The 25321-nt window shown below is 61.9% G+C and carries 22 protein-coding genes; 15 read left to right on the forward strand and 7 right to left on the reverse strand.

The window, feature by feature from the left end; genetic code table 11:
* Positions 1-156 precede the first annotated feature (156 nt).
* The 3 genes from ACXMYO_RS02620 (at position 157) to ACXMYO_RS02630 (ending at position 2994) form a co-directional block, all read left to right on the forward strand.
* On the forward strand, positions 157-1464 hold the full coding sequence (locus ACXMYO_RS02620; protein ID WP_457809461.1) for a lytic murein transglycosylase: 1308 nt from the start codon (positions 157-159) through the stop codon (positions 1462-1464).
* 163 nt (positions 1465-1627) lie between these two features.
* Positions 1628-2671, forward strand: a complete 1044-nt coding sequence (locus tag ACXMYO_RS02625) for a M4 family metallopeptidase (RefSeq protein WP_457807732.1) — start codon at positions 1628-1630, stop codon at positions 2669-2671.
* Positions 2668-2994, forward strand: coding sequence for a protealysin inhibitor emfourin (locus tag ACXMYO_RS02630; protein WP_457807733.1), 327 nt, complete (start codon positions 2668-2670; stop codon positions 2992-2994). Before ACXMYO_RS02625 ends, ACXMYO_RS02630 begins: the two co-directional genes overlap by 4 nt.
* A gap of 11 nt (positions 2995-3005) precedes the next feature.
* Here ACXMYO_RS02630 and epmB read toward each other — a convergent pair whose 3' ends face one another.
* Positions 3006-4064 carry an EF-P beta-lysylation protein EpmB gene (gene epmB / locus ACXMYO_RS02635; protein WP_457807734.1) on the reverse strand — a complete coding sequence of 353 codons (1059 nt, stop codon included), beginning with the start codon at positions 4062-4064 and terminating at the stop codon, positions 3006-3008.
* Positions 4065-4201: 137 nt separating this feature from the next.
* Between epmB and efp the strand changes: the two genes are divergently transcribed.
* Positions 4202-4768 carry an elongation factor P gene (gene efp, locus ACXMYO_RS02640; protein WP_115854983.1) on the forward strand — a complete coding sequence of 189 codons (567 nt, stop codon included), beginning with the start codon at positions 4202-4204 and terminating at the stop codon, positions 4766-4768.
* A gap of 84 nt (positions 4769-4852) precedes the next feature.
* Complete coding sequence (gene epmA, locus ACXMYO_RS02645) at positions 4853-5836, forward strand: EF-P lysine aminoacylase EpmA (protein WP_457807735.1); 984 nt, start codon at positions 4853-4855, stop codon at positions 5834-5836.
* 99 nt (positions 5837-5935) lie between these two features.
* Here the strand turns inward: epmA and ACXMYO_RS02650 are convergent, their stop codons facing one another.
* Positions 5936-6232, reverse strand: coding sequence for a YciI family protein (locus ACXMYO_RS02650; RefSeq protein ID WP_457807736.1), 297 nt, complete (start codon positions 6230-6232; stop codon positions 5936-5938).
* A 130-nt stretch (positions 6233-6362) separates the two neighbouring features.
* Positions 6363-7352 carry a LysR family transcriptional regulator gene (locus ACXMYO_RS02655; protein ID WP_457807737.1) on the reverse strand — a complete coding sequence of 330 codons (990 nt, stop codon included), beginning with the start codon at positions 7350-7352 and terminating at the stop codon, positions 6363-6365.
* 303 nt (positions 7353-7655) lie between these two features.
* Between ACXMYO_RS02655 and ACXMYO_RS02660 the strand changes: the two genes are divergently transcribed.
* From ACXMYO_RS02660 to ACXMYO_RS02690, 7 genes are all read left to right on the forward strand, one after another.
* Positions 7656-9275 (forward strand): ABC transporter substrate-binding protein, encoded by a 1620-nt coding sequence (locus ACXMYO_RS02660; protein WP_457807738.1) that lies wholly within the window; start codon positions 7656-7658, stop codon positions 9273-9275.
* A gap of 52 nt (positions 9276-9327) precedes the next feature.
* Positions 9328-10275 carry an ABC transporter permease gene (locus ACXMYO_RS02665; RefSeq protein ID WP_457807739.1) on the forward strand — a complete coding sequence of 316 codons (948 nt, stop codon included), beginning with the start codon at positions 9328-9330 and terminating at the stop codon, positions 10273-10275.
* A complete protein-coding gene (locus tag ACXMYO_RS02670) occupies positions 10272-11162 on the forward strand; it encodes an ABC transporter permease (protein ID WP_457807740.1) in 891 nt (296 codons plus the stop codon). The genes ACXMYO_RS02665 and ACXMYO_RS02670 overlap by 4 nt, the downstream gene beginning before the upstream one ends.
* A gap of 77 nt (positions 11163-11239) precedes the next feature.
* Complete coding sequence (locus tag ACXMYO_RS02675; RefSeq protein WP_457807741.1) at positions 11240-12913, forward strand: ABC transporter ATP-binding protein; 1674 nt, start codon at positions 11240-11242, stop codon at positions 12911-12913.
* Positions 12914-12927: 14 nt separating this feature from the next.
* On the forward strand, positions 12928-14433 hold the full coding sequence (locus tag ACXMYO_RS02680) for a M81 family metallopeptidase (RefSeq protein ID WP_457807742.1): 1506 nt from the start codon (positions 12928-12930) through the stop codon (positions 14431-14433).
* A 56-nt stretch (positions 14434-14489) separates the two neighbouring features.
* Positions 14490-15659, forward strand: a complete 1170-nt coding sequence (locus ACXMYO_RS02685) for a M20 aminoacylase family protein (RefSeq protein ID WP_457807743.1) — start codon at positions 14490-14492, stop codon at positions 15657-15659.
* A 49-nt stretch (positions 15660-15708) separates the two neighbouring features.
* Entirely contained in the window at positions 15709-17190 is a 1482-nt protein-coding gene (locus ACXMYO_RS02690; RefSeq protein WP_457807744.1) for an amidase, read from the forward strand.
* A gap of 40 nt (positions 17191-17230) precedes the next feature.
* Here the strand turns inward: ACXMYO_RS02690 and asd are convergent, their stop codons facing one another.
* Complete coding sequence (gene asd, locus ACXMYO_RS02695; RefSeq protein ID WP_438766625.1) at positions 17231-18109, reverse strand: archaetidylserine decarboxylase; 879 nt, start codon at positions 18107-18109, stop codon at positions 17231-17233.
* Positions 18110-18196: 87 nt separating this feature from the next.
* A complete protein-coding gene (locus ACXMYO_RS02700; RefSeq protein WP_457807745.1) occupies positions 18197-19024 on the reverse strand; it encodes a sulfurtransferase in 828 nt (275 codons plus the stop codon).
* Positions 19025-19210: 186 nt separating this feature from the next.
* Here ACXMYO_RS02700 and ACXMYO_RS02705 point away from each other — a divergent pair, with 186 nt between their 5' ends.
* Positions 19211-20539 carry an NCS2 family permease gene (locus tag ACXMYO_RS02705; RefSeq protein ID WP_457807746.1) on the forward strand — a complete coding sequence of 443 codons (1329 nt, stop codon included), beginning with the start codon at positions 19211-19213 and terminating at the stop codon, positions 20537-20539.
* 76 nt (positions 20540-20615) lie between these two features.
* Here the strand turns inward: ACXMYO_RS02705 and rsgA are convergent, their stop codons facing one another.
* The gene (gene rsgA / locus ACXMYO_RS02710; RefSeq protein ID WP_457807747.1) at positions 20616-21632 is read right to left on the reverse strand and encodes a small ribosomal subunit biogenesis GTPase RsgA; all 1017 of its coding nucleotides are present in this window, start codon (positions 21630-21632) and stop codon (positions 20616-20618) included.
* Between the two features lie 154 nt (positions 21633-21786).
* Here rsgA and orn point away from each other — a divergent pair, with 154 nt between their 5' ends.
* The gene (gene orn / locus ACXMYO_RS02715; protein WP_457807748.1) at positions 21787-22332 is read left to right on the forward strand and encodes an oligoribonuclease; all 546 of its coding nucleotides are present in this window, start codon (positions 21787-21789) and stop codon (positions 22330-22332) included.
* Between the two features lie 12 nt (positions 22333-22344).
* Here orn and queG read toward each other — a convergent pair whose 3' ends face one another.
* Positions 22345-23457 carry a tRNA epoxyqueuosine(34) reductase QueG gene (gene queG / locus ACXMYO_RS02720; RefSeq protein WP_457809462.1) on the reverse strand — a complete coding sequence of 371 codons (1113 nt, stop codon included), beginning with the start codon at positions 23455-23457 and terminating at the stop codon, positions 22345-22347.
* 318 nt (positions 23458-23775) lie between these two features.
* Here queG and ACXMYO_RS02725 point away from each other — a divergent pair, with 318 nt between their 5' ends.
* Positions 23776-25272 (forward strand): NAD(P)H-hydrate dehydratase, encoded by a 1497-nt coding sequence (locus ACXMYO_RS02725; protein WP_457807749.1) that lies wholly within the window; start codon positions 23776-23778, stop codon positions 25270-25272.
* Positions 25273-25321: the final 49 nt, after the last annotated feature.

Genomic DNA, 25321 nt, shown 5'->3' on the forward strand with positions numbered 1-25321 from the left:
GAGCAAGCCGCGCGCCCGGTAGTGGTCAATGTCATGCGTTATCAGCCATGATAGTTCAGCTCATCAGACAGGAAAGCGGTAATGCCATTACGATTCCAGGGAAAAAGCTTGTCACATCGATACGCCGGCGTATCGGTGGCCCGTGCACGTACGCTGATGCTGGCACTGCTGCTGGGCAGCGGCGCCATGCAGGGCTGCCAGGCCGGCGCGTCACCATCATCTTCACCGTCACGGCAGGCCGAAGCTGACAGCGGCGATGTACAGGCTCGTGCAGCGACTGCCGAGACCACCGAAACCGTCGAGACCGCTCCGGCGGCCAGAGACGATCAAACGCCTGCCGAGCGGGAATCGTTCGATCAGTGGGTCAGCGAATTTCGACAAAAGGCGCGCTCGGAAGGCATTTCGCAGACCACGCTGGATGAGGCGCTGGCCAACGTGCGCTATCAGCCTCGTATTATCGAGCTGGATCGCTCACAGCCCGAGTTTACCCGGGGCATCTGGGAGTATCTGGACAGCGCGGTCTCCTCGAGCCGGATCGACAACGGTCGTCAGAAGCTGGCCGAGCATCAGGAGACAGCCGATCAGACGCAGTCGCGCTATGGCGTACCCGGTTCGGTGATTACGGCCATCTGGGGCATCGAGAGCAACTATGGCGGCAACTTCGGCAGTTTCTCGGCCATCGATGCCTTTGCCACGCTGGGCTATGAAGGGCGCCGCCACGCCTTTGCCCAGGAGCAGTTGATAGCCGCCCTGCGCATTATTCAGGAAGGCGATATCGACCGGGAGCACATGCTGGGCTCCTGGGCCGGTGCCATGGGCCACACCCAGTTCATTCCCACCAGCTTTCTGGCCTACGCCGTGGATGGCGACGGCGATGGGCGGCGTGACATCTGGGGCAGTATTCCGGATGTGATGGCTTCCACTGCCAACTATCTGGCCAAAAACGGCTGGCAGCGCGGTCAGCCTTGGGGCGTTGAGGTGACTCTCCCCGAAAACTTTGACTACACGCGAACCGAGCTTTCCACCCGTCAGGCCACGTCTGCCTGGCGCTCGCAGGGCGTTCGCGCCGTTGAAGGCCAGTCGCTGCCGAATTTCGATCAGGCCTCCGTCATTGCGCCCGCCGGTGCCCAGGGCCCGGCATTTCTGGTCGGTCCCAACTTTCGTGTGATCATGCGTTACAACAACGCCACCAGCTATGCCCTTGCGGTGGCGTATCTGTCCCAGCGCATCGATGGCGGGCCGGGCGTTCAGGGTGACTGGCCGCGCGATGTCAAACCGCTGACACGTTCGCAGACCAAAGAGATGCAAAGCCTTTTGAATCAGAAGGGCTTTGGCACCGGGATGCCGGACGGCATCATGGGACCCAATACGCGCGAAGGGCTGCGGGCATGGCAGCGCAGCGTGGGAAAAACACCGGATGGGTTTCCCAGCACCAGCGTGCTGGAGGCGCTGCGTCAGCCGTAGCCCTGAAGGGCGGTATTAGACAAAAGTCGAGGTGGCCATTCATCACACCTTAAAGTGGTGCCTGCCCGTCTCGACTAGGCTTGTAGTGAAGGGAATCACCAACAGGCATTGACCGTCACGCGCCAGGTTTGCTGTCGCCGTGGCGGTTAGTCGGAGAGTCATCATGACGGCGACGCGCAACAACCCCTATGGGGTCATTCCTCCTCACCTGCTCAATTATCTGATCGAAAACGGCAACGACCGGCATCGCCGCTGCGCGTTGAGTACCCTGACGCTCGATTCGCGTTTCAGGGCGCGCACCGAACGCCATACGGCGCCTACCGATGATCGGCGCGGTGCTCGCGGCGAGCCGCTGCGCTATATCTTTGATGCTGGCAACACCATGGAGCTTCCCGGCCGTCAGGTACGGCGAGAAGGTCAGTCCGACACCGGTGACGCGGCCGTGGACGAGGCCTACGGTGATCTGGGCGCCACCTATCGCTTTTTCTGGGAAATTTTTGAGCGCAATGCCATCGACGACGAAGGGGGCGCGCTGCTGGGCACCGTCCATTACGGTCAGGATTATCAAAACGCCTTCTGGAACGGCTATCAGATGGTCTTTGGCGACGGCGATGGCGACATCTTTCTCTCCTTTACTCGCGCGCTTGATGTTGTGGCGCATGAGCTGACGCACGGCATCACCGAACGTGAAGCCGGGCTTGTGTACTACAACCAGTCGGGGGCACTGAACGAGTCCATCTCGGATGTCTTCGGGGTCATGGTGGCCCAGTATGATGCCAACCAGACGGTGGAAGAGGCCGACTGGTCGATCGGCCGCGACCTGTTGGCCCCGGGCATCAACGCCATCGGGCTTCGTTCGATGGCCGCACCGGGTACAGCCTACGATGATCCGCTGCTGGGGCGCGACCCGCAGCCGGCACACATGCGCGATTTTCTGGAGACCAACGAAGACAACGGCGGCGTCCACATCAACTCGGGCATTCCCAATCGCGCCTTTTATCTGACGGCCATGGCGCTGGGCGGCTACAGCTGGGAGCGCGCCGGGCGAGTCTGGTATGCCACGCTCACCGATGAGCGGCTGGCCAACGATGCCGAATTTACCGATTTTGCCCGTCTGACGCTGGATAACGCCGAGCGGTTGTTCGACGGCGATGAAGTCCGCGAGGCCGTACTGAGCGGCTGGCAGGGCGTAGGAGTTGACGTGTGAGCTATCAACATACTCTGGGCGAGCGTGCCCGCGTTCGCCTGGCGAGAGAGGGGGGCGTTGCCTATATGCCGGCGCTGGCGCGTCCTCGCGAAATTGCCTTTCAGGAGTGTTCGCTGTCGCAGCGCAAGAAGGTCTGCAAACTCCTCGATGAAGCCGAACAGCTGAAATATCCGGGCGACCAGGCCGGGCAGGGGGATCAGCGCTATTTTCGCATCGTCATCATGCCGGTGGGCAACGACAGCGATGTCATCACTCTGCATGTGCCCGAGCGGCGGGCACCGGAAGCGCTGGTGTCGCTATGGGACAGTGGGCCCAGCGACTGATGCGGCTCCAGTCAGTCCGATGCCTGCCGCAAGCTGTCGGCTCTGACCGGGGTCTTGGCCCGGTCTCCCGGCACCTCGCGCACCAGCCGCGGCAATAAAAAGCCCGGTAGCTGTTCTCCAAGGCTGTCATGCAGCGCCATGGCCTCACTGTCTGGCACATTAAAGTGCGCGGCACCCGCCACGGGGTCGAGCACATGAAGGTAGTAGGGCAGAATGCCGGCCTCAAAAAGCCGCTCGGACAGTGCTCTGAGCACCGTCACATCATCGTTGACGCCGCGCAGCAACACGCTCTGGTTGAGCAGCGTGACGCCCACACTCCTGAGCCTTTCACAGGCTTTCATGACACTGTCGTCAATTTCGTTGGCATGGTTGATATGCAGCACCACCACCTTTTGAAGGCGCGTGTTCGCAAGCCATTCAAGCATCGCATCATCGACACGATCGGGGATCACGACCGGCAGGCGGGTGTGCAGGCGCAGGCGTTTGAGATGAGGAATGGCGTCAAGTTCACCGACCAGCCAGGCCAGCCGGGTATCGCTTGAGACCAGCGGGTCGCCGCCGGAAAGGATCGCCTCGATCAGCGAGTCGTCGTCACGCAGGTAGTCCAGCGTTTTGCCCCACTGTGCCCGCGAGGCGGCGTGATCCTCATAGGGAAAATGGCGCCTGAAGCAGTAGCGGCAGTTGATGGCGCAGGCGCCACTGGTGATCATCAGCACCCGCGTGGCGTACTTGTGGATCAACCCGGCCATCGGGGTATGATCGGCCTCTTCCAGCGGGTCGGTCACATAGCCTGCGACCGCGTGCGTTTCATGCTCGAGTGGCAGTACCTGGCGCAGCAGCGGATCACCGGGGGCGCCCTTTTTGATGCGTGATAGATAGGCCTGCGGCACCCGCACCTCAAAGGCCTGATGGCCACCTTCAGCGCCCGGCAGCCAGCGCTCGTCGAGCCCGACGGCGGCCAGAAGCGCCTTCGGGTCGCGAATAGCGCCGGAAAGCTGCGACTGCCAGCTCTGTCCGGGGGCGCTGTCATCACCGGCTGGGGAAGAAGAGATAGTCTGCACAGGCTGCATGGTTCGCGTTATCATCGCACGTATTCCGAGGCTTCGGAGTCGATGTGACCTGCATGGTCATCGATCCGGAGCTGTCTGGTCATTCACTGTCCCCGCAGCCTTTGATACTCGAGCGGCTGCGAACACAACGAGGCGTTATGGCAAGCTATTCTACCAACGAATTCAAGGGCGGTCTGAAAGTGATGCTCGACGGCGATCCCTGTAACATCGTCGAAAACGAGCTCGTCAAACCCGGCAAGGGTCAGGCCTTCAACCGCGTCAAGCTGCGCAATCTGATGACCGGGCGTACCTGGGAGCGCACGTTCAAGTCCGGCGAATCGCTGGAAGGCGCCGATGTGCTCGACATCGACATGGAGTATCTCTACAACGATGGCGAGATGTGGCACTTCATGAGAACCGACGGCTCCTTTGAGCAGTTCGCCGCCGATAAAAAGGCCGTGGGTGATACCGCCAAGTGGCTCAAGGAGCAGGTGGTCTACACCATCACGCTCTGGAACGACAATCCCATTTCGGTGACCCCGCCCAACTTCATCGAGCTGGAAGTCATCGAAACCGACCCGGGTCTCAAGGGCGACACCGCCCAGGGCGGTTCCAAGCCGGCCACTCTGACCACCGGTGCGATGGTGCGCGTTCCGCTTTTCATCAATCAGGGTGAAACGCTCAAGATTGATACCCGCAGCGGCGAGTACGTCAGCCGAGCGTAAGTTGTTTGTTTGAATGACGGCAATCGCCGGGCCCCGTGGCCCGGCGATTGCGTTTTATCCTGTCTCATTGATGGATGACTCGGCATGAGTGCTGATGACTGGCGCCCCGGCGCTACCATGGAAGTATTGCGCGCGCGCGCAGCCGTCATGCGCTGCATCCGCGACTTCTTTGAAGTCCGCGACGTGCTCGAGGTGGAAACCCCCGTACTGGGGCACGCCGGCAGCAGCGACGTGCATCTGGACTCGCTCTCCCTGGGGGCCCGTACACCAGCCGGTGAGGAGCGGCTCTGGCTGCAGACCTCGCCTGAATACCATATGAAGCGTCTGCTGGCGGCCGGCAGCGGCCCCATCTTTCAGCTCGCGCGTGTTTTTCGCGACAGCGAAACGGGTCGGCGTCACAACATCGAGTTCACCATGCTGGAGTGGTATCGCCCCGGGTTTTCGCTCGAGGATCTGATACGCGAAGTCGCCGGGCTGATCGAGACCGTACTGGAGGCGCCGCAGCTAGCGGTTCGACAGCGCGCCTATCGTGACCTTTTCCGGGAATATCTCTCGATTGACCCCTTGAGTGACACGCCGGAGACGCAGGCAGCCCTGCGTGACAGTGCCGCCCGCTACGCAGGAACCGACGCCACCGCCTGGTCGCGTGATGACTGCTGCGATCTTTTGATGTCGCTGGTTATCGAGCCACGACTGGGGCAGGGCGGCCTTGATGTGGTGGTGGACTATCCGGCTTCTCAGGCGGCACTGGCGCGACGGCGTCAGGACAGTGACGGGGCGCTGGTGGCGTCAAGATTCGAGGTGTATCTAAAGGGCATCGAACTTGCCAACGGCTTTGATGAGTTGACCGATGCCGATGAGCAGCAGGCACGTTTTGAGGCGGATAATCAGGCCCGTCTTGCGCTGGGCAAACCGCCGGTGGATGCCGATCAAAAGCTGATTGCGGCGCTGCGCGTCGGCATGCCACAGGGCTGTGGCGTGGCGCTGGGGGTGGATCGTCTGATCATGCTGGCACTGGGTCTGGAAAATATCGACAGCGCCATGGCGTTTGGTACCGCCAGATGCTGATCGGGCAATCAGCATGTCGTCTGGTTTCGATACCGCATTGATGGTGTTGCCCCGGGCCCTGCAGGAGAGGCGGGTCCGGGACCCTGCAGAACAGGTGTGTCAGGCGTGCGGGTCGAGCAGCTTGATCTCGCGAATGTCGATATGCTCCCACACTCTTTGCGTTACGTAGGGCTCGGTTTCAAGCCAGGCGTCCAGAGCTTCTCGGCTTTCAAACTGGAAATGGACGTTGGAGCCGATCATTTTGCCGTTGTCATCGACAATGACCCCGCCGCTGATGAAGTGCCCCTGATGATAAAGTTCACGCAGGGCTGCCAGATGCGCCTCGCGACAACCCATGCGCCGCTCGAGCGCGCCCTCGTCCGTATAGTCCCATGCCAGCAGGGTAAACTGCGTCATGTCTTGCTCCTTGTCGAAAAAATTAGATGAAAAGGGGGCAAAGCCCTCCCCGGTGGTTTCCTGCGTGCGATACCCGGTCGTCACAATGCGAGTGTCGAAAGGCCCAACATGACCAGTGCCGGAGGCCTCGTCAAATATGGCCAGCCGGCTGGCCTTTACTCTCCGGCAGCCCGCTGGTGTCGATACGGCCCTCGCAAAAGGGCGGCGTGTGCAGGATATGATGCAAAAGCTCCAGAGCTCCCGGTGAGAGAGGGCGGCCGCTGCGAGCGAGCACATGCGTTTCGGCGTTCATGAAGACCGGGTGGTCGATAGGCAAGGCGACCAGTTGCTTTTGCCGGATCTCCTTGTGGGCTGCGACCTCGGCCATGAATGTCACGCCGTCGCTATTGGTGACATAGTGCTTGAGAGTGGCCAGCGAATTGCTGATTAGAGTGGCCTGGAAGTTGCACTTTTCGATGACTTCGACCGTATCGATCAACTGGCGCAATCCAAAGCCGTGATCGATCAGCGCCAGCGGCCAGTTCAGAATCTCTTTAACTGACAGAGGCCTTCCTTTCCGGGTCAAGGGGTGGCCGGGTCTGACCAGCAGATGCACGGGCTGGCGCACGGATGCCACGGCATGAATGCCCGGCATCAGGCGAGGCGAGTAGGCCACGCCCAGATGCGCCTGGCCTTCAAAGACCTGTCGTACCACTCCATTGACACTGGCCAGCATCAGGGTGATCTGCAGGGCAGGATGGCGGGTACTGAAACTGCCCAGCACGCCACCGGCAAGAATGTCGTTATAGCCTTCGCTGATCGACAGTCGGATCTGGCCGCGTTCGAGGCCATCCAGCGCGGCCAGCTTTCCCAGCAGGCTCTGCTCGGAGGCCTGACGTTCTCGATGAAAGTCGGACAACAGCTCTCCCGCCTCGGTCGGTCTGACCCCGCGACCGTGGCGCTCCATGAGCGACATGCCAAGACACTGTTCCAGCTGGCGGATCTGTCGGCTGATGACGGAAGGCTCGATATCCAGTCGATCGGAAGCACTGCGGATGGAGCCTGCCGCAATGGCTTCATTGAAGTAATGAATACTGCGCGGACTGAGCTGACTGAACAGCTGTTCCTGAACGATAGACATGGGCATTTTCCTGCGATGGTCTGCACCGGGGCAGACGGCCTTTTTATTGTGCTGGTCTTTCAGGCGCGATCATGAAAACGCTTTGTCTACTATCCATTAGTGTTGCCTTTGGAGCAACACTGCCTTCCTGCCAATGGCATTGCTTCCCCCTGCGCCCTCGCTATGCTGAAAGTGACTCGTGCAGTGCGGTGTCGCTGCCGGGTTGATCCCCGTGGTCGCATGCCATGGCTCATCGCATCCAAAAACAACAAGCGATGGCTCAAGACATGTCACGACATAACAATATTCAACGAGGGACGCACCATGATACCGCTCAAAGAGCTCCAGAAAGGCGCTCAAGGCGCCGCATATGGTCTGATGGCCTCCGCCGCGATCAGTGCCATGCCGCTACTGGCCACGCCGGTGCAGGCAGAAACCATCCGCGCCGTGATGCACTCGGGACTGCGTGTACTTGACCCGGTGGCGACCACGGCCCACATCACCCGCGATCATGGCTACATGATCTTCGATACCCTGCTGGGCATGGACGAGGCGTTTCAGCCGCAGCCGCAGATGGCGGACTGGTCGGTCTCGGATGACGGCAGGGTCTACACCTTCACCTTGCGAGACGGTCTCAAATGGCATGATGGCGGCGACGTGACACCCGGCGATGTGGTTGTCTCCATCCAGCGCTGGGCCGCGCGCGATGGAGGCGGTCAGATGCTGATGGATCATGTCGACAGTATCGAGGCCACCGATGCTAAGACCGTGACCCTGACGCTGTCTTCCGACTTCGCCTACGTCCTCGAGCTGATGGCCAAACCCTCCTCGATACCGCTTTTTGTCATGCCCACCCGGGTGGCCGAAACGTCGCCCGATGAGATGTTGAGCGTTGAAGACCAGGTCGGATCCGGGCCGTTTCGCTTCGTGGCCGGGGACTATGACCCGGGCAATCGCGTGGTCTACGAGAAGTTCGAGGACTATGTCCCGCGCGATGAGCCGGCCAGCTGGCTGGCCGGTGGCAAGATAGTAAACGTCGATCGCGTCGAGTGGATCAACATGAGTGATGCCCAGACCGCACTCAATGCGCTCAATACTGGCGAAATCGATTTTCTCGAGTCGCCCTCCATCGACCTGCTGCCCATCCTGCAGGCCAATGCCGATATCGTGGTGGAAAACCTCAACGAGCTGGGCAGCCAGACCATGGGCCGGCTCAATTTCCTCTATCCCCCCTTTGATAATCCCGACATTCGGCGTGCAGCGCTGATGGCCCTGAACCAGACCGATGTATTGGCCTCGCTGGTGGGCAATCCCGAGTATTACTCGACCTGTCCTTCCATGTACGGCTGCTCGACACCGCTGGATACGGAGGCCGGGGCGCCGGCATCGCTGATCGACAAGGGCGATGCTCAGGCGGCGCAGACGCTGCTGGAAGAGGCCGGCTATGACGGCACACCCGTGGTCATGCTGCAGCCAACGGACTCCCCGACGGTCAGCCCGCAGCCGGTTATCGCCGCACAGCTTTTGCGACGCGCTGGTTTCACGGTTGATCTGCAGCCGATGGACTGGCAGACCCTGGTAACCCGTCGTGCCAGCCAGCAGCCGCCGGATCAGGGCGGGTGGAACATCTTCTTTACCAACTGGGCTCTGCCGGAAGTCTGGAACCCTCTGGTCAACCCCATGCTCAACGGTCGTGGACGCGACGGCGGCTGGTTTGGCTGGCCCGAGGACGAGACGCTTGAGGACCTGCGCGAGGCGTTTGCCAAAGCCGAGACCGATGAGGCGCGCCAGGAGATTGCCGAGCGTCTTCAGGCGCATGCCTTTGAGCAGGTGACCTACATACCGCTGGGAGAGTACGCCACGCCTTCTGCCTGGCGCAGTGATCTAACTGGGGTGCTGCATGCGCCGATGCCGGTGTTCTGGAACCTGTCGCGCGAGGGGTAGATGGCGCGGCTGACCCGGTATTGGTGTTTCCCGTGTCTGCAGAGGTGTTCCCATGCTCGGTTACTGTCTGAAGCGGACCCTGGCGGCCGTGCCTGTCATGGTCATTGTCGCCCTGTTTGTTTTTCTACTGCTGCGTCTGTCACCCGGCGACCCGGCGGCCATCATCGCCGGTGACATGGCAACGCCTGCACAGCTGGCGCGCATTCGCGAGGCGCTGGGACTCAACGAGCCCATGCATATCCAGTTTTTCCGGTGGGCGGGAGAGCTTTTGCAGGGTGATTTCGGCACGTCGCTAATGTCCGGTCTGCCGGTCACGACGCTGATGGCCCAGCGTCTTGAGCCCACCGTCAGCCTGGCCGTGTTCAGCATGCTGCTCTCGGTGCTGGTGGCGGTGCCGATGGGCGTGCTGGCCGCCTGGAAACACGGCAGCCTGATTGATCGGGTCATCATGGCGCTGTCGGTCGTGGGGTTTTCGGTGCCGGTATTCGTGATCGGCTATCTGCTGATCAAGCTGCTGGCCATCGATCTGGGCTGGCTGCCGGTGCAGGGTTTTCGCCGCCTCAGCGAAGACGGGCTCTGGGCCTTTCTCGAGCACGCCCTGCTGCCGGCCATGATGCTCTCGACCATCTATATCGCCCTGATTGCCCGCATGACGCGGGCCAGCATGCTGGATGTGCTGGGCGAAGACTATATCCGCACGGCACATGCCAAGGGCGCCAGCGAGCGACGCGTGCTGTTTCGACACGCCCTGCGCAACGCAGGGGTACCGATTCTCGAGGTGATCGGGACGGGGTTTGCGTTAATGATCACAGGCGTTGTGGTCACTGAAAGCGTGTTCAACATTCCAGGGCTTGGCCGCCTGACCGTGGATGCCATTCTCTCCCGGGACTATCCCGTTATTCAGGGACTGATCCTGGTCACCAGCGGGGTATATGTCGTGATCAATCTATTGATCGATCTCTCCTATGCGCTGCTCGACCCGAGGATTCGCTACCAATGAATACACCTGCTCCTACGGCCGTCGCCGGTCCAGTGCCCGAGCGTCGCTGGCGACTCTGGCCGACCCATCGCCCCGGCTGGATGGTCACGACCGCCACCCTGTGCCTTGCACTTATCATGCTTGTGGCCGTGCTGGCCCCGTGGATTGCCCCGCACGACCCGCTGGCCATGTCGCCTGCCGAGCGTCTCAAGCCAGCCGGTGATGACTACTGGCTGGGCAGTGATGCCTACGGGCGCGATCTGCTCTCACGCATTCTCTACGGCGCGCGCATTTCGCTGATCGTGGGTATCGGCAGCGCCCTGATCAGCGTGGTGATCGGCCTGCCGCTGGGGATTCTGGCCGGCTTCTTTCGCGCGCTGGACACGCTGATCATGCGCGTCATGGACGGGCTGATGGCGATTCCCAGCGTGTTGCTGGCCATCGCGATTGTCTCGCTCACCAGTGCCAGTCTATGGACAGTGATGGCTGCCATTACCGTGCCTGAAATCCCTCGGGTGGTCAGGCTGGTACGCTCTGTGGTGCTCTCGGCAAGAGAGGAACCCTACGTCGAGGCTGCGGTGTCGCTGGGCAGCAGTCTGCCGGTCATCATGTGGCGACACCTGATGCCTAATACCCTGGCGCCGCTGATCGTCATGAGCACCTATATCTGCGCCTCGGCCATTCTGACCGAAGCCATTCTTTCCTTTCTGGGGGCGGGGCTAGGCACGGAAACACCCACCTGGGGCAACATCATGTCGGAGGGGCGTACCTACTTTCAGATCAAGCCCGGTCTGATCTTCTGGCCCGGTCTGATGCTGTCGCTGTGCATTTTGTCCATCAATCTGCTGGGCGATGCGGCCCGTGATCATCTTGATCCCCGACTGCAAAAGCGTGGAGGTGGCCAATGACTGCTTCGAAAGCCGCTCTTTCAAAAGACGCTCATGCGATGTCGTCCGATAGGGTACTCAGAGTCCGGGACCTGGTCGTGTCGAGTCACACCCAGCCTGACCGGAACATTCTCAAGGGTGTGAGTTTTGATATCACCGCCGGCGAAACCCTGTGTCTGGTGGGGGAATCGGGCTCGGGCAAGTCGGTAACGTCGCTGAGCATCATGGGGCTTTTACCCAGGGGCGTGCTCGAACACCGTGGCGGTGACATTTATCTGGAGGAGACCCCGCTTTTAACGCTGTCGTCTGCCCGACTGCGCGAGCTGCGCGCCAGTCGCATTGCCATGATCTTCCAGGAGCCGATGACGGCGCTCAACCCCTTGATGCGGGTTGGCGAGCAGATCGAGGAAGTGCTGGTCATGCATCGCAAGGGGACCACGGCCGGTGAACGTCGTACGCGCGTTCTCGATATGCTGGAGCAGGTACAGCTGCCGGATATCGAGCGGATGTATGCCAGCTGGCCGCATCAGCTCTCTGGCGGGCAGCGCCAGCGCATCATGATTGCCATGGCACTGGTACTCGAACCCCGGTTGCTGATCGCCGATGAGCCGACCACGGCGCTGGATGTCACCACCCAAAAGCAGATCCTCTGGCTGATTCGACAGCTTCAGGAGCGTCACGGCACCTCGGTGCTGTTCATTACCCATGACATGGGTGTGGTGGCCGATATCGCCGATCGCGTCTGTGTCATGCGTCACGGTGAAGTGGTCGAGACGCAGCCGGTACAGGCGTTGTTACGACACCCGCTGACGGACTACACCCGCTCCCTGCTGATGGCCGTGCCCGGCCTGCAGCCCCGCCCGCCCCGGCCGGTCACCGAGCGCGAAATCGTGCTCGAGGCGATCGAGCTGGAGAAATGCTATGGCCGGCATTCGCGCTGGGCACGGCTGAGGGGCCAACAGGACACGCGCACGGCAGCGGCCAGCGATGTCAGCTTTACCCTGACCCGGGGGCGCACTCTGGGCATTGTCGGTGAAAGCGGATCCGGCAAGTCCACTGTAGCACGCTGCGTGATGCGCATGATCGAGCCCACGGGCGGCGGCGTGCGGGTTATGGGGCGCGATACCTCAACGCTTGGGCGCGCGGCACTGAAGCCGCATCGAAAGCGGATCCAGATGATCTTTCAGGACCCGTTTCGCTCCCTCAATCCGCGGTTGACCATCGGTGAGAGCCTGATCGAGGGGCCGGTCAACTACGGCACCTCGCGAACACAGGCTCTGAAGCAGGCCGAGGCGCTTCTGATCATGGTCGGTCTGTCGGGAGAGGCGATGACGCGCTACCCACATCAGTTTTCCGGCGGTCAGCGCCAGCGCATCGCCATTGCCCGGGCACTGGCGATGGAGCCCGATGTGCTGGTGGCCGATGAGGCGGTGTCAGCACTCGATGTATCGGTGCAGGCGCAGGTGCTGACCCTTCTGGAAGATATTCAAACGCGCATGGGCGTGGCCGTTTTGTTTATCACCCATGACCTGCGGGTGGCCGCCCAGGTCTGCGATGACGTCATGGTCATGCAAAAGGGCCGTGTGGTCGAGTATGGGCCGACGGCGCGAGTGCTGGGGGCGCCGGAGCATGCCTATACCCGGTCACTGATGGCCGCCGCGCCGGGCCGGCAGTGGGACTTTGCGGCCTTTCAACCGCTTGATGACGTGTCGGAGCCGCGCTCATCCGATGCCTTTTCGACAGGACTGGCCCCGGGAGCACAAAAGGCATGAGAAAGGAAGAGAACATGGCGCCACCCCGTATGGCCATTGGCGGGTTCCTCCATGAAACCAACACCTTCGCGCCCAGCCCGGCCACGCTGAATGATTTTCTGGAAGGCGGCGGCATGGCGCCGCTGACACGCGGTGAGGCGCTTTTTTCAGCTCTGGCCGACAGCAATGTCGGACTGTGTGGGTTCATGGATGCCGCGCGCGAGAAGGACTGGACGCTGTTGCCCACTCTCTGGACCACGGCCAGCCCGTCGGCCCATGTTACCGAGGATGCTTTCGAACATATCGTTGCTCGTCTGCTCATCGATCTTGAGCATGCCATGCCGCTGGCGGGTGTCTATCTCGATCTGCACGGCGCCATGGTGACGACTCATCTGGATGACGGCGAAGGTGAGATTCTGCGACGGGTGCGGGCGCTGGTCGGGCCGCAGATACCGATCGTGGCGTCACTGGATCTGCATGGCAATGTCACACCTTTAATGGTGAATGAGGCCGACATGCTGATTGCCTATCGCACCTACCCACACGTCGACATGGCCGAGACCGGCCGGCGCTGTGCGGCCGCCATGGCGGCGTTGCTTGAGCAGAAAGGGCGACCGAAAAAGGCATTTCGCCAGCTTGATTTTTTGATGCCGATCGCCTGGCAGTGCACCGATGAGCAGCCGTGTCGCGGGCTCTATGCTGATATCGAGAAGCTGGATAAACCACCCCTATTGTCCGTGTCGTTTCTGACCGGCTTTCCAGCCGCCGACATTCCCGACTGTGGCCCGAGCGTGCTGGTCTATGGCGAGGATCAGGTCAGGGTGGATCGTGTCGCTGACGCATTGGTAGCCGACATCAATGCGCAGGAAACGGCCTTTGCCGGTCGCGTCTTGACACCCGAGGAGGGCGTGCTTGAGGCGATGTGCCTGGCCGGTGAGTCATCGGCACCCATAGTGATTGCCGATACGCAGGACAATCCCGGGGCGGGCGGCAATTCCGACACCATGGGCATGCTCAGAGCGTTGATCGCCTGCGGTGCCGGTGGTGCGGCCATTGGCAATATCTTTGATCCACAAGCAGCGCGCGCAGCGCACGAGGCCGGGGTCGGGGCCTTGCTTGATCTCTCGCTGGGCGGGCGCTCGGGCATCGAGGGCGATGCCCCGCTCAGGGCCTCGTTTGTGGTGGAGGCGCTTTCCGATGGTCGATTTGTCGCGGCCGGCCCTTACTATGGCGGCGCGCGTCTGGACATGGGGCCATCGGCCTGTCTTCGCATCGAAGATGTGCGGGTAGTTGTGGTCAGTCGCAAGGCGCAGATGGCCGATCAAGCCATGTATCGCTCGGTCGGCATCGAGCCCCGGGCGCAGCATATTCTGGTCAACAAAAGCTCGGTGCATTTTCGCGCCGATTTTGCCCCGATTGCGCGGGCGATTCTGGTCTGTGCCGCGCCCGGGCCCATGGCGGTGGATCCGTCGACACTGCCCTGGCAGCGGCTGCGCCCGGGGATCAGGACCTCACCGCTGGGCGTGCCCTTTACGCCTTGAATCGCATCATTCGAGTTTCAGGTCGTTAATACCAACAAAACCAACAGGAGCTGGTCATGACCATCATGGCAGACATTGAAGCGTTTTCAGACGAGATGACCCGTATTCGTCAGGATATTCACGCTCATCCGGAGATCGGGTTCGAGGAGCAGCGCACCTCCGGCATTGTTGCGGATTATCTGCAGGCGCTGGGCATCGAGGTGCATACTGGTATCGGTCAGACCGGGGTGGTCGGGATCATCGAAGGGCGACAGGGGCCGGGCCTTTCGGTCGGCCTGCGCGCGGACATGGACGCTCTGCCCATGGAAGAAGAGACCGGGCTTGCCTTTGCGTCGCGTCATGCCGGGCGCTTTCACGGCTGCGGGCATGATGGTCACACCACCATGCTGCTCGGCGCTGCCCGCCATCTCGCCGTGCACCCTGATTTTGCCGGACAGGTGGTGTTGATCTTTCAGCCCGCCGAAGAGGGGCTTGGTGGCGCACGGGCAATGCTTGCCGACGGACTTTTCGAGCGTTTCCCCTGCGATGAAATCTACGCTCTGCACAACGCGCCTCACCTTGCCCATGGCCAGGTCGGGATACTCAGTGGCAAGGCGATGGCAGGCGCCGAGTTTTTCGATATTCATATCCACGGCTGCGGCAGTCATGGGGCGCAGCCCAACAATGCCCGCGATCCCATCGTGGTTGCCACCCAGCTGGCCCAGGCCATGCAGAGCATCGTCAGCCGCAATACGCATCCACTGGATGCCGCAGTGCTCTCCATTACCCAGATTCATTCGGGTGCGGCTTATAACGTCATTCCGCAGTCGGCCACGCTCTCCGGTACGATCCGAAGCCTTGATGACAAGGTTGCCGACCTGGTGCATCAACGCATCAGAGAGCTGGCAGCCGGGATCGCCAGTGCCTACTCAGTAGAGATCGAGGTCGATATTCGCAATATCTTTTCGGTGCTGGAAAACCATCCCGAGCAGACGGCGTCGCTGGCACTGGCGGCGCGTGACATCGTGGGTGAAACGGGGGTGACACAGCTGTCGCGTCCGATGATGGGCAGCGAGGATTTCGCCGACATGCTCAAGGTGGTGCCGGGCGCCTACTGCTGGGTGGGGCATGCCGGCAATGTGCCGGTGCATAACCCGGCCTTCACACTTGATGACGGCATTTTGCCGGTTGGCGCGAGCCTTCTGGCACGTATTGCCGAGCGGCGCCTGGGCGGGGAAGTCCTCTAACGGCTCGCTCACTTTTTAGTTCGAGTGTTCAATTCAGAGGGAGTGTTCCATGATTCACCACGACGCGGTCGCTGATCTTCCAGGCGAGATCGTTGGCTGGGACGCCTCCAGGCTGTCAGAGGCGATTCATGCGCGCGAGGTCTCGTGTCGCGAGGTCATGCGCGCCTATCTGGCCCATATCGATCGCTGCAACCCGCGGGTCAATGCCATAGTGTCACGCCGTGCCGATGATGTGCTGCTCAAGGAAGCCGGCCAGTGCGATCTTGAACTGCAGCAGGGCAAAAGCCGTGGCTGGCTGCACGGCATCCCTCAGGCGATCAAGGATCTAACAGATGCGAAGGGGCTGCCCACCAGCATGGGCTCGCCGCTTCTTGCCGGACAGATCGCCGAGCGCGACAGCCTGATGGCAGGTCGAATGCGACAAGCCGGGGCGCTTTTTATCGGCAAGACCAATACGCCCGAGTTCGGGCTGGGCTCACACACCTTCAATGAAGTGTTCGGCGCGACTCGAAACCCCTGGCAGCCAGCGCTGAGTGCCGGTGGTTCCAGCGGCGGCGCGGCCGCGGCGCTAGCCTGTCGCATGCTGCCGGTCGCCGACGGCAGCGACATGATGGGGTCGCTGCGCAATCCGGCAGCATTCAATAACGTGTTCGGCCTGCGCCCATCCTTTGGTCGTGTGCCGGTACTTTCAACCGGCGATAATTTCGGTCAGCAGCTTTCAACGGCCGGGCCGATGGCGCGCAGCGTCGCGGATCTGGCTCGACTGCTCTCCCTTCAGGCCGGCCCCCATCCGAGCGTGCCGCTCTCCATTGCCGAAGACCCCGGGCTTTTGCTGCCGCCGTTTGATGCACCGCCCGCCGGTGCCCGCATCGGCTGGATCGGTGACTGGCAGGGATACCTGGCGATGGAAGAGGGCATTGTACCCCTGTGTGAAAAAGCACTGGATGTCTTTCAAGCGCTGGGCTGCGAGATAGAACATGTGACACCGGAGATGGATCCGGACTCGCTCTGGTCAAGCTGGCAGGTGCTGCGACAGTGGTCCGTGGCCGGCAATCTGGCGTCCATATGGCAGGACGACAGCCGTCGAGATGCGCTCAAGCCGGAGGCGTGCTGGGAAATCGAGCGAGGTGTGGCCCTTTCGGCCATGCAGGTGCTGGAGGCCAATCGAATTCGCAGTCGCTGGTATGCCTGCCTGCTCGAGCTGTTCGAGCACTTTGATTACTTGGCCCTGCCGTCGGCGCAGGTCTTTCCCTTTCCGGTGGCAAAGCGCTGGCCCACCGAGATCAATGGGCGGTCGATGGATACCTATCACCGCTGGATGGAAGTGGTGATTCCCGGTTCGCTGTCCGGCTGTCCGGTGATCAGTCTGCCGGCAGGACTTGGCCCGATGGGGTTGCCGATGGGGATTCAACTGATCGGGCGTCACCGGGCCGAGCGCGCCATGCTGGCGCTGGCGAGCGCTTATGAAGCGGCCACCAGCGATTGGATCAATGCGCTGCCCGATGCGTTTAAAAAAGACGGCCCGTTCTGAGCAGGACAGGCCGCCCTTGTTCGACGAATTGATTCAGGGCTCAGGCCAGCTCTTCGGGCGTGAGCGTATCGGCCGGAATGTCGGGATCAGGGGCGAGCTGCTCGCCCAGACGAATCTTCATGCCGGGTGTCAGGCTGTCGTTGAAGGTGTAGGCCTTTGGCAGACACATGACGACAGAGGACCCCAGATGAAAGCGGCCCATCTCATCGCCCTTGCCCAGTGTGACATCGGCGTTGTTCCAGGCAGTGCCCTGGGGCTGGCGGGACTGCGGTGTGACCTGGCCGGCCCAGACGGTCTCGATCCCGGCGACGATCATCGCCCCTACCAGCACCAGCGCCATGGGCCCCAGCTCGGTCTCGAACAGACATACCAGCCGCTCGTTGCGGGCAAAAAGGCCCGGCACTTCGCGGGCGGTGGCCTGATTGACCGAAAAGAGCCGGCCGGGCACGTAGATGGTGCGGATCAAACGCCCCTCAAGCGGCATGTGCACGCGGTGATAATCCCGCGGGGAGAGATAGACCGTGGCGAAACTGCCGTCGCGCAGCTCGGTCGCGGCGGCTTCGTCACCGCCGAGCAGGGCGGTCAGCGAGTAGGCGTGGCCCTTGGCCTGCATGAGCGTGCCGTAATCGATGCGTCCGAACTGTGAGAGCACGCCGTCGGCCGGGGAGACGATCCCTGAGTCGATCGGGCGGGCATCGGGGCGCAGCGGCCGGGTGAAGAACTCGTTGAAGCTCTTGTAGCTGCTCAGATCGGGATTGAGGGCTTCGCTCATGTCAACGTCATAGTGACGGGCAAAGCGCTGGATGAACGTATCGCGAATCCAGGGCGTGCGCGAATCGGCAAACTGTCCCGCCAGTCGGGAGATGGCGTGCTGGGGCAGCGGATATTGCAGCAGGGCAAACAGACGATCACGATTCAAAAGGAGCACCACAAGGCAGTAATGAGTGAGGGCAATGTTGCATACCCCTGCCGGAGGCTCAAGCCCATGGCCGGCAGGGGCGGGTCATCAGGTCTCGATGGGCGTGTCGTCCCGGTTGCCCCACTCCTGCCACGAGCCGGGGTAGGCGCGAATGTTGTAGCCCAGCGTGTAACCGATCATCCAGGTCAGGCCGCTGCGGTGATGGCTCTGGCAGTGGGTGGCAATTTCGCTTTCTGCGTCGATGCCCATGGCAACAAGGTCACTGACCAGCTCCGACAGGTCGCGCAGGCGCAGCTGCCGGTTTTTATCCATGGTGTCGGTCCATTCCAGATTGACCGCGCCGGGGATATGGCCCAGCCGCTGGTTGTTGCCCTTGACCCCGTCGTATTCATCGGGACTGCGGGCATCCCAGATGGCAAGCGTCGGGTCTTCAAGGCGCTCGATCAGCTCTTCGCGATCGATGATCAGTTCCGGGCGTTCAATACGCGCCTCAAACCGCGAGGGCGCAGGAGTTGTTTCTTCAACCGCCACGGGCAGGTCATCTCCCTTCCAGGCGTGAATGCCGCCGTTGAGATAGGACCACCGATCATGTCCCAGCAGGGTCAGCGTCCAGGCCAGTCGGCCGGCCCAGCCGCCACCTTCATCGTCATAGACGATCACATGGGTCTGTGGTGTCAGGCCAAGCTCTGAAAAAAGCGTCGACAGGGCCGCTTCATCAGGGATGTCATTGGCAACCGGCGGCTGACCCGACAGCAAACGGCGGTAATCGAGAAAGACCGCCCCCGGCACGTGGCCATCACGATAGCTTTGAGCGTTGGCCGGGACATCGATGATCAAAAGATCGGGGGCGTCAAGATGCGCAGACAGCGCCCGGGGCTCGATGATTCGAGGGAACCTTGCCTCATCCTGTGACATCCTCACTCTCCTTTCAGCGGCGCGCGCGGGTTAACATGGCCCAAGCATTGCACACTCGATGGCACCTCGCGAACGGTGGCAATGCCGGTCTTCAGGAACAGCGATGTTTTGACAACATGACCTGCAACGACGTATCGACCATTCATCAGGTATCAGGACGAACAACAGTGCAAGTGGAGAGTCAGCGTGCTCGAATCATTTTTTAAAATAACAAGTCAGGGCAGCAGCGTGCGTCGCGATATCCTGGCCGGTATTGCCACCTTTCTGGCGGCCATGTACATCATTGTGGTCAATCCGACCATCATGAGTGCGGCCGGCATTCCCTTTGCCAGTGCCCTGACCGCGACCGTGCTGGTCAGCTTCTTTGGCAGTCTGATGATGGGGCTCTATGCGCGCAACCCCATCCTGGTGGCACCGGGCATGGGCATCAACGCGCTGTTTACCTACACGATGGTCATCGGCGCGGGGATCCCCTGGCAGACGGCGCTGGGCTGCGTGTTCTGGGCAGGCATCCTTTTTGCCGTGCTGGCGGTATTCAACGTGCGCCGCTACATCATTGATGCCATTCCGGCACAGCTGCGCTATGCGATCTCCTGTGGCATCGGGCTTTTCATTACGGTCATTGGCCTGGTCAATGCGGGCTTTCTGGTCAGCAATCCGGCCACCGTGGTGGGACTGGGCGAGATGTCGCCGACGCTTGTGACCTTTCTGATCGGGCTTGCCATCACGGCTGTGCTGGTGGCGCGCAACATGCCGGGCGCACTGATCATCGGCATTGTGACAACCACGGTGATGGCCGCGGCCATCGGGCGGCTCTGGGGCGATGCCAGCGCGTTTTCTCCCACGGGCAGTGCGACACTGGTCAATTTCGAAGGCATCTTTGCCCTGCCGGATTTCAGCGCCGTGGGGCAGCTGGATCTGATCGGGGCGCTCAATGTCATCTACTGGCCGTTCATTTTCGTGGTGTTGTTCACCACGTTTTTTGACGCCCTATCGACGTTTGTGGGCGTGTGCCATGCCGGCAAGCTGCTCGATCGCAACGGCGAGCCGCGCAATATTCGCCAGTCCATGATGGTGGATGCCATGTCGGCGGTGATTTCGGCGCCGCTGGGCACCAGCCCGGCCAATGCCTATGTCGAGTCGGCGGCAGGCATCAGCCAGGGCGGGCGTTCCGGACTGGTGGCGGTGACGGCGGCGCTGCTCTTTCTGCCGTTTCTGTTTCTGTCGCCGCTGTTGTCACTGGTGCCCTCGATCGCCACGGCGCCGGCGCTGATCATGGTGGGGGTGTTCATGCTCGACCCGATTCGCCACATCAACTGGTACGAGTTTGATGATGCCATCCCGGCCTTTATCGCCATGATCCTGATTCCGCTGACCTACTCGATCACCCACGGCGTGGTCTTTGGCTTTCTGGCGTTTGTGGTGGTCAAGGCAGGCGTTGGCAAGCGTCACGAAATTCGCCCGACCATGTGGATTCTGGCCGCGCTGTCGCTGCTGTTGCTGTTTCAGGAGTAGGGTGTTTGCGCCATTATGCGTTGAAAGGGCCGCCTTCGGGCGGCCCTTTTTTGCGCCTGCTCAGCACCTTGAGGGATTATCGGGGCGGGGCATTGAGCTCGTGGACGATGCGGCGAAAGCTCTCCAGTCGTTCGGGCAGAATCTCGCCGCGCTCGGCTGCGGCCAGAATGGCGCAGCCGGGCTCCTGGCGGTGGCGACAGTCACGAAAACGACAGTGGCCAAGCCAGGGGCGAAATTCGATAAAGCCGTTTTCGACCTCCTGCTCATCGAGATGGCCCAGACCGAACTCGCGGATGCCGGGGGAGTCGATCAGGGCGCCGCTGCCCTGGCTGAAGTGATAAAGCCGGGCTGTGGTGGTGGTGTGGCGGCCCTTGCGCGTGTCCACGGAGAGCTCGCCCACGGCCAGCGACTCATCGGGCAGCAGCGCATCGATCAGCGACGACTTGCCCACACCGCTCTGGCCGACGAACACCGCCGTGGTGTCATCCATGGCGGCAATCAGATCCTCAAGGCCGCCGTCACGTCGGGTCGAGGCGCCGATGACCGGATACCCCAGCGTGCGGTAGCGGCTGGCAAGCGCATGGAGCATGTGGTGCTTATCGAGCAGATCCATCTTGTTAAGCACCAGCGCCGGCGCAATGCCGGTGGCCTCGGCGGCGACCAGATAGCGGTCGATCAAAAAGGGGTGGGGTTCGGGCTCGACGGCAAACACGATCATGATGCGATCGATGTTGGCCGCCACGCTCTTGAGCCGGCCGCGGGCATCCGGACGCTCCAGCGTCGAGTAACGCTCCAGGCGCGCCTCGACCACGCCGCTGCCATCGCTTGCCTCGCGCCAGCTGACCCGGTCACCGGTGACCAGGGTGTCAAGATTGGCGCGCAGATGGCACAGGTGGCGCACGCCATCGGTGCCTTCCACCTCCATGTTGCGGCCAAAGTGGGCCACCACCCGCCCTAGCTGCTCCGGGCCGTACTCGCCCTCCGCCAGCTGGCGCTGATCGGTCTGTTCGCGCTTTTCGGCGCGTTTGATGCGCTCGGCCTGGACCTTCTCGACACGCCAGCGCTGCTGGCGGGATAACTTGCGTTGACTCATGAAACTCCCGGACTGTCGTGGGCTTGCGCACCGGCACCGATCCCGGCTGGTGGAAAGCGTCGCGCAATTGTACGCTTGAGGGCATTCGCGTTTCATCCCGGCCCGTTCAGGGGCATCGGGAGGAATCTCCCTTCAAGTCTATCCGGAAAGTGTCATGAGTACTCAAAACGAACGTCTGATCTGGATCGATCTCGAAATGACCGGTCTGGATCCGGCGCGGGACCGCATTATCGAGATCGCCACCATCGTCACCGACAGCCAGCTCAACATCATCGCCGAAGGCCCGGTGATGGCCATTCACCAGAGCGATGAGCAGCTCGCGCTGATGGATGACTGGAACACCCGCACCCATGGCGGCACGGGGCTGACCGAACGGGTACGTCAGAGCCCGGTCTCCACGCAGGAGGCCGAACAGGCGACCCTGCGCTTTCTGGAACAGCACATCGACAAGGGCGCCTCGCCGATGTGCGGCAACAGCGTCCATCAGGACCGGCGGTTCATGCAGCACGAGATGCAGGCGCTGGAAGCCTTTTTCCACTACCGCAATCTGGATGTCTCCACGCTCAAGGAGCTGGCACGGCGCTGGAAACCGGCGGCGCTTGAGGGCCTCACCAAAAAGGGCACCCATCTGGCACTCGACGACATTCGCGACTCCATCGAGGAGCTGCGTCACTACCGAACGCATCTGCTGGCGCTTTAAGCCTTCCCTGGATCAGGCGGGCGCTCGCGCGATGATATCGCTGTAGCCTGCCTCGATCAGCGGCGGGTCGGAAACCTCCCGGCCTTCGTCTCGTTTTAGAACCTGCTCTGACAGTGCCCAGCGTACGTGCTCGCGCACCAGATCGCTGGGCCAGGCCAGCCGCGCTCGCAGCGCTGTGACGATCTCTTCGCTGAAGGGCGCGTTACCCAGGCCCACGGCCAGGTTGCGCAGCCAGCGCTCATAGCCCAGCCGGCGAATGGCGCTGCCCTGGGTGTGCTCGAGAAATTCCGGCTCGCTCCAGTTGAACAGATCGACCAGCCGGGCGCGGTCGAGTGCGTGGCGCGGGGCAAAATCCTTCTCTCGCGTGGCACGCGTGAAACGGGTAAAGGGGCAGACGAGCTGACAGTCGTCACAGCCAAAAACGCGGTTGCCCATGGCGCGGCGATATTCCAGCGGGATGGGGCCGTGCTTTTCGATGGTGAGATAGGAGATGCAGCGCCGGGCATCGATCACCTTGTCATCCACGATGGCGCCGGTCGGGCACCAGGTCTGGCAGCGGGTGCATTTGCCGCAATGGTCGCGCTTGAAGGGCTCATCCACCGGCAGGGGCAGGTCAGTGTAAAGCTCGCCGAGAAAAAACAGCGACCCGGCCTGTGGGTTGAGAATCATGGCGTTTTTGCCGAACCAGCCGATGCCGGCCTTTTGGGCCAGCGCCCGTTCCATGACAGGCGCCGAGTCGACGAAGGCACGAAAGCCGAAATCACCGATCTCCTGTTGCAGCTTTTGGGCCAGCTGCGTCAGGCGCTTGCGGATCAGCTTGTGATAGTCGCGACCGAGCGCGTAACGTGCCACATAGGCGCGCTCCGGCTGGCCCAGCACGCGCGTGCTCTCGATTTCCGGCGGTAGATAGTCCATGCGCACGCTGATAATGCGCAGCGTGCCGGGCTCCAGTTCGGCCGGGCGGGTTCGTTTGGTGCCATGACGCGCCATGTAATCCATCTCGCCGTGATAGCCCGCCTCGAGCCATCGGTTCAGATAGGCTTCATGCGCGTCGAGATCGGTATCGGTGATGCCCAGCTGCTGAAAGCCCAGCTCACGCGCCCAGACGCGCAGTTTGTCTGCCATCTCGGCGGGATCAAGCGCTTGGGCGGCGTCGGCGCTTGCGGAGGCGCTGGCGTTGTCGGCTCTGACAGTCTTTGAAGTGGTCATGGCATTCGAGCCTCGAGGCTCGGTGTGACGGGGACGTAATGGATGCCGGGTAGAAAGGGCATGGTATATAGCGGGTTAGTATGACAGCGCAGGGACCTGCAGACCAAAGGGGCAGGTGCCTCTTTTGCCGTGACAGGACGTGCGCGCCCGGAACCCGTCCGGGTGTGCGGGGTCACAACTCTGCCTGTCCGACAAGAATCAATGACATGGATGGTCCGCAAGGAGAAAGCCACGATGGCGAACGCACGACTCTACAGCGCAGGGCAGGTACAGACACTGGATCAACGCACCGTGGCACAGGGTGTGCCCGGGTTTGCCCTGATGATGCAGGCCGGGCAGGCCGCCCTTGAAGCAATCGTTGAACGCTGGCCGCGGGCACGACATCTGTGCGTGTTTTGTGGCAGCGGCAACAACGGCGGGGACGGCTATGTCGTGGCGGCGCTGGCGCTTCAAAAGGGACTTGAGGTGCAGCTTGTGGCCCTGCGAGCGCCGGATGAACTCCAGGGTGAAGCCGCCGACGCCGTGCATCTGGCCCGCGAAAACGGCGTTAACATCGATAACTGGCATCACGATGTCGAGATATCACCTGAAACAGACGTGATTGTCGATGCGTTGCTGGGCACCGGAACCCGGGGCGAGATACGTTCTCCATTTGATGAGGCCATCGCGCGCATTAATTCAGCCTCACAACCGGTGGTGGCACTGGATATTCCCTCAGGGCTGAACGCTGATACGGGGGCGCTTTTGGGCGAGACGGTCAAGGCCGATCTGACGGTGACGTTTATTGCACGCAAGTTTGGCCTGTATACCGGCCAAGCGAGCGATGTTACCGGCGAGATCGTGCTTGCGCCCTTGAGCGTCTCCGAGGCAACGCTGGCGGCTAGTGAGTATACGGGGGAGCTGCTTGTGGCCGAGCGGCTTCATGACACGCTGCCCCGGCGGCGTCCCACGACCCACAAGGGCGACTGCGGGCATCTGTTGGTGGTCGGCGGTCAGCCCGGGTTTGGCGGTTCAACCATCATGAGCGCCGAAACCGCCGCACGGCTGGGCGCAGGGCTTGTCAGTCTGGCCACGGCCGCTGTCCACATTGCACCGGCGCTGACCCGCTGCCCGGAGATGATGGTGCGCGAGGCGCGCAACGGCCTGGATATCGAAGACCTGGTCGACAAGGCCACCGCCGTACTGATTGGCCCGGGGCTGGGGCAGGGTGCCTGGGGGCAGGGGCTGATGCAGGCCGTCATGAACGCTGCCGGTCCAAGGCTTGTGGATGCCGACGGCCTTCATCTGCTGGCCGCGGGCTACGGCGGTGAGCATCGTGATGACTGGATCCTGACCCCGCATCCAGGGGAGGCCGCCATGCTGCTGGCGTGCAGCGTGGCCGAGGTGCAAAACGATCGCTATCAGGCGGCACTCGCCCTGCATCGTCGTTACGGTGGCGTGATTGTGCTCAAGGGCGCCGGCACGCTGGTGGTCGGCGGTGAAAGCGCTGATGAGTGCTTTATCAGTCCCTTTGGCAATCCGGGCATGGCCTCCGGGGGCATGGGCGATGTGCTGGGCGGCATGATCGCCTCGCTGCTGGTACAGGGGCTGTCACCGCTGGAAGCGGCGGCCAGTGGCGTTTTGATTCATGGCCTGGCCGCGGATGATGCCGCCTGTGACCATGGCGAACGTGGTCTGCTGGCAAGCGATCTGGCATGCTACGCGCGCCGGCGCGCTAATCCTGGCAAGTAACAGGATGACATTATCCCAAGGGCCTGCCGATACCGCGGCAGGCCGCGTC

It is taken from the genome of Kushneria sp. EE4 (assembly GCF_977968315.1).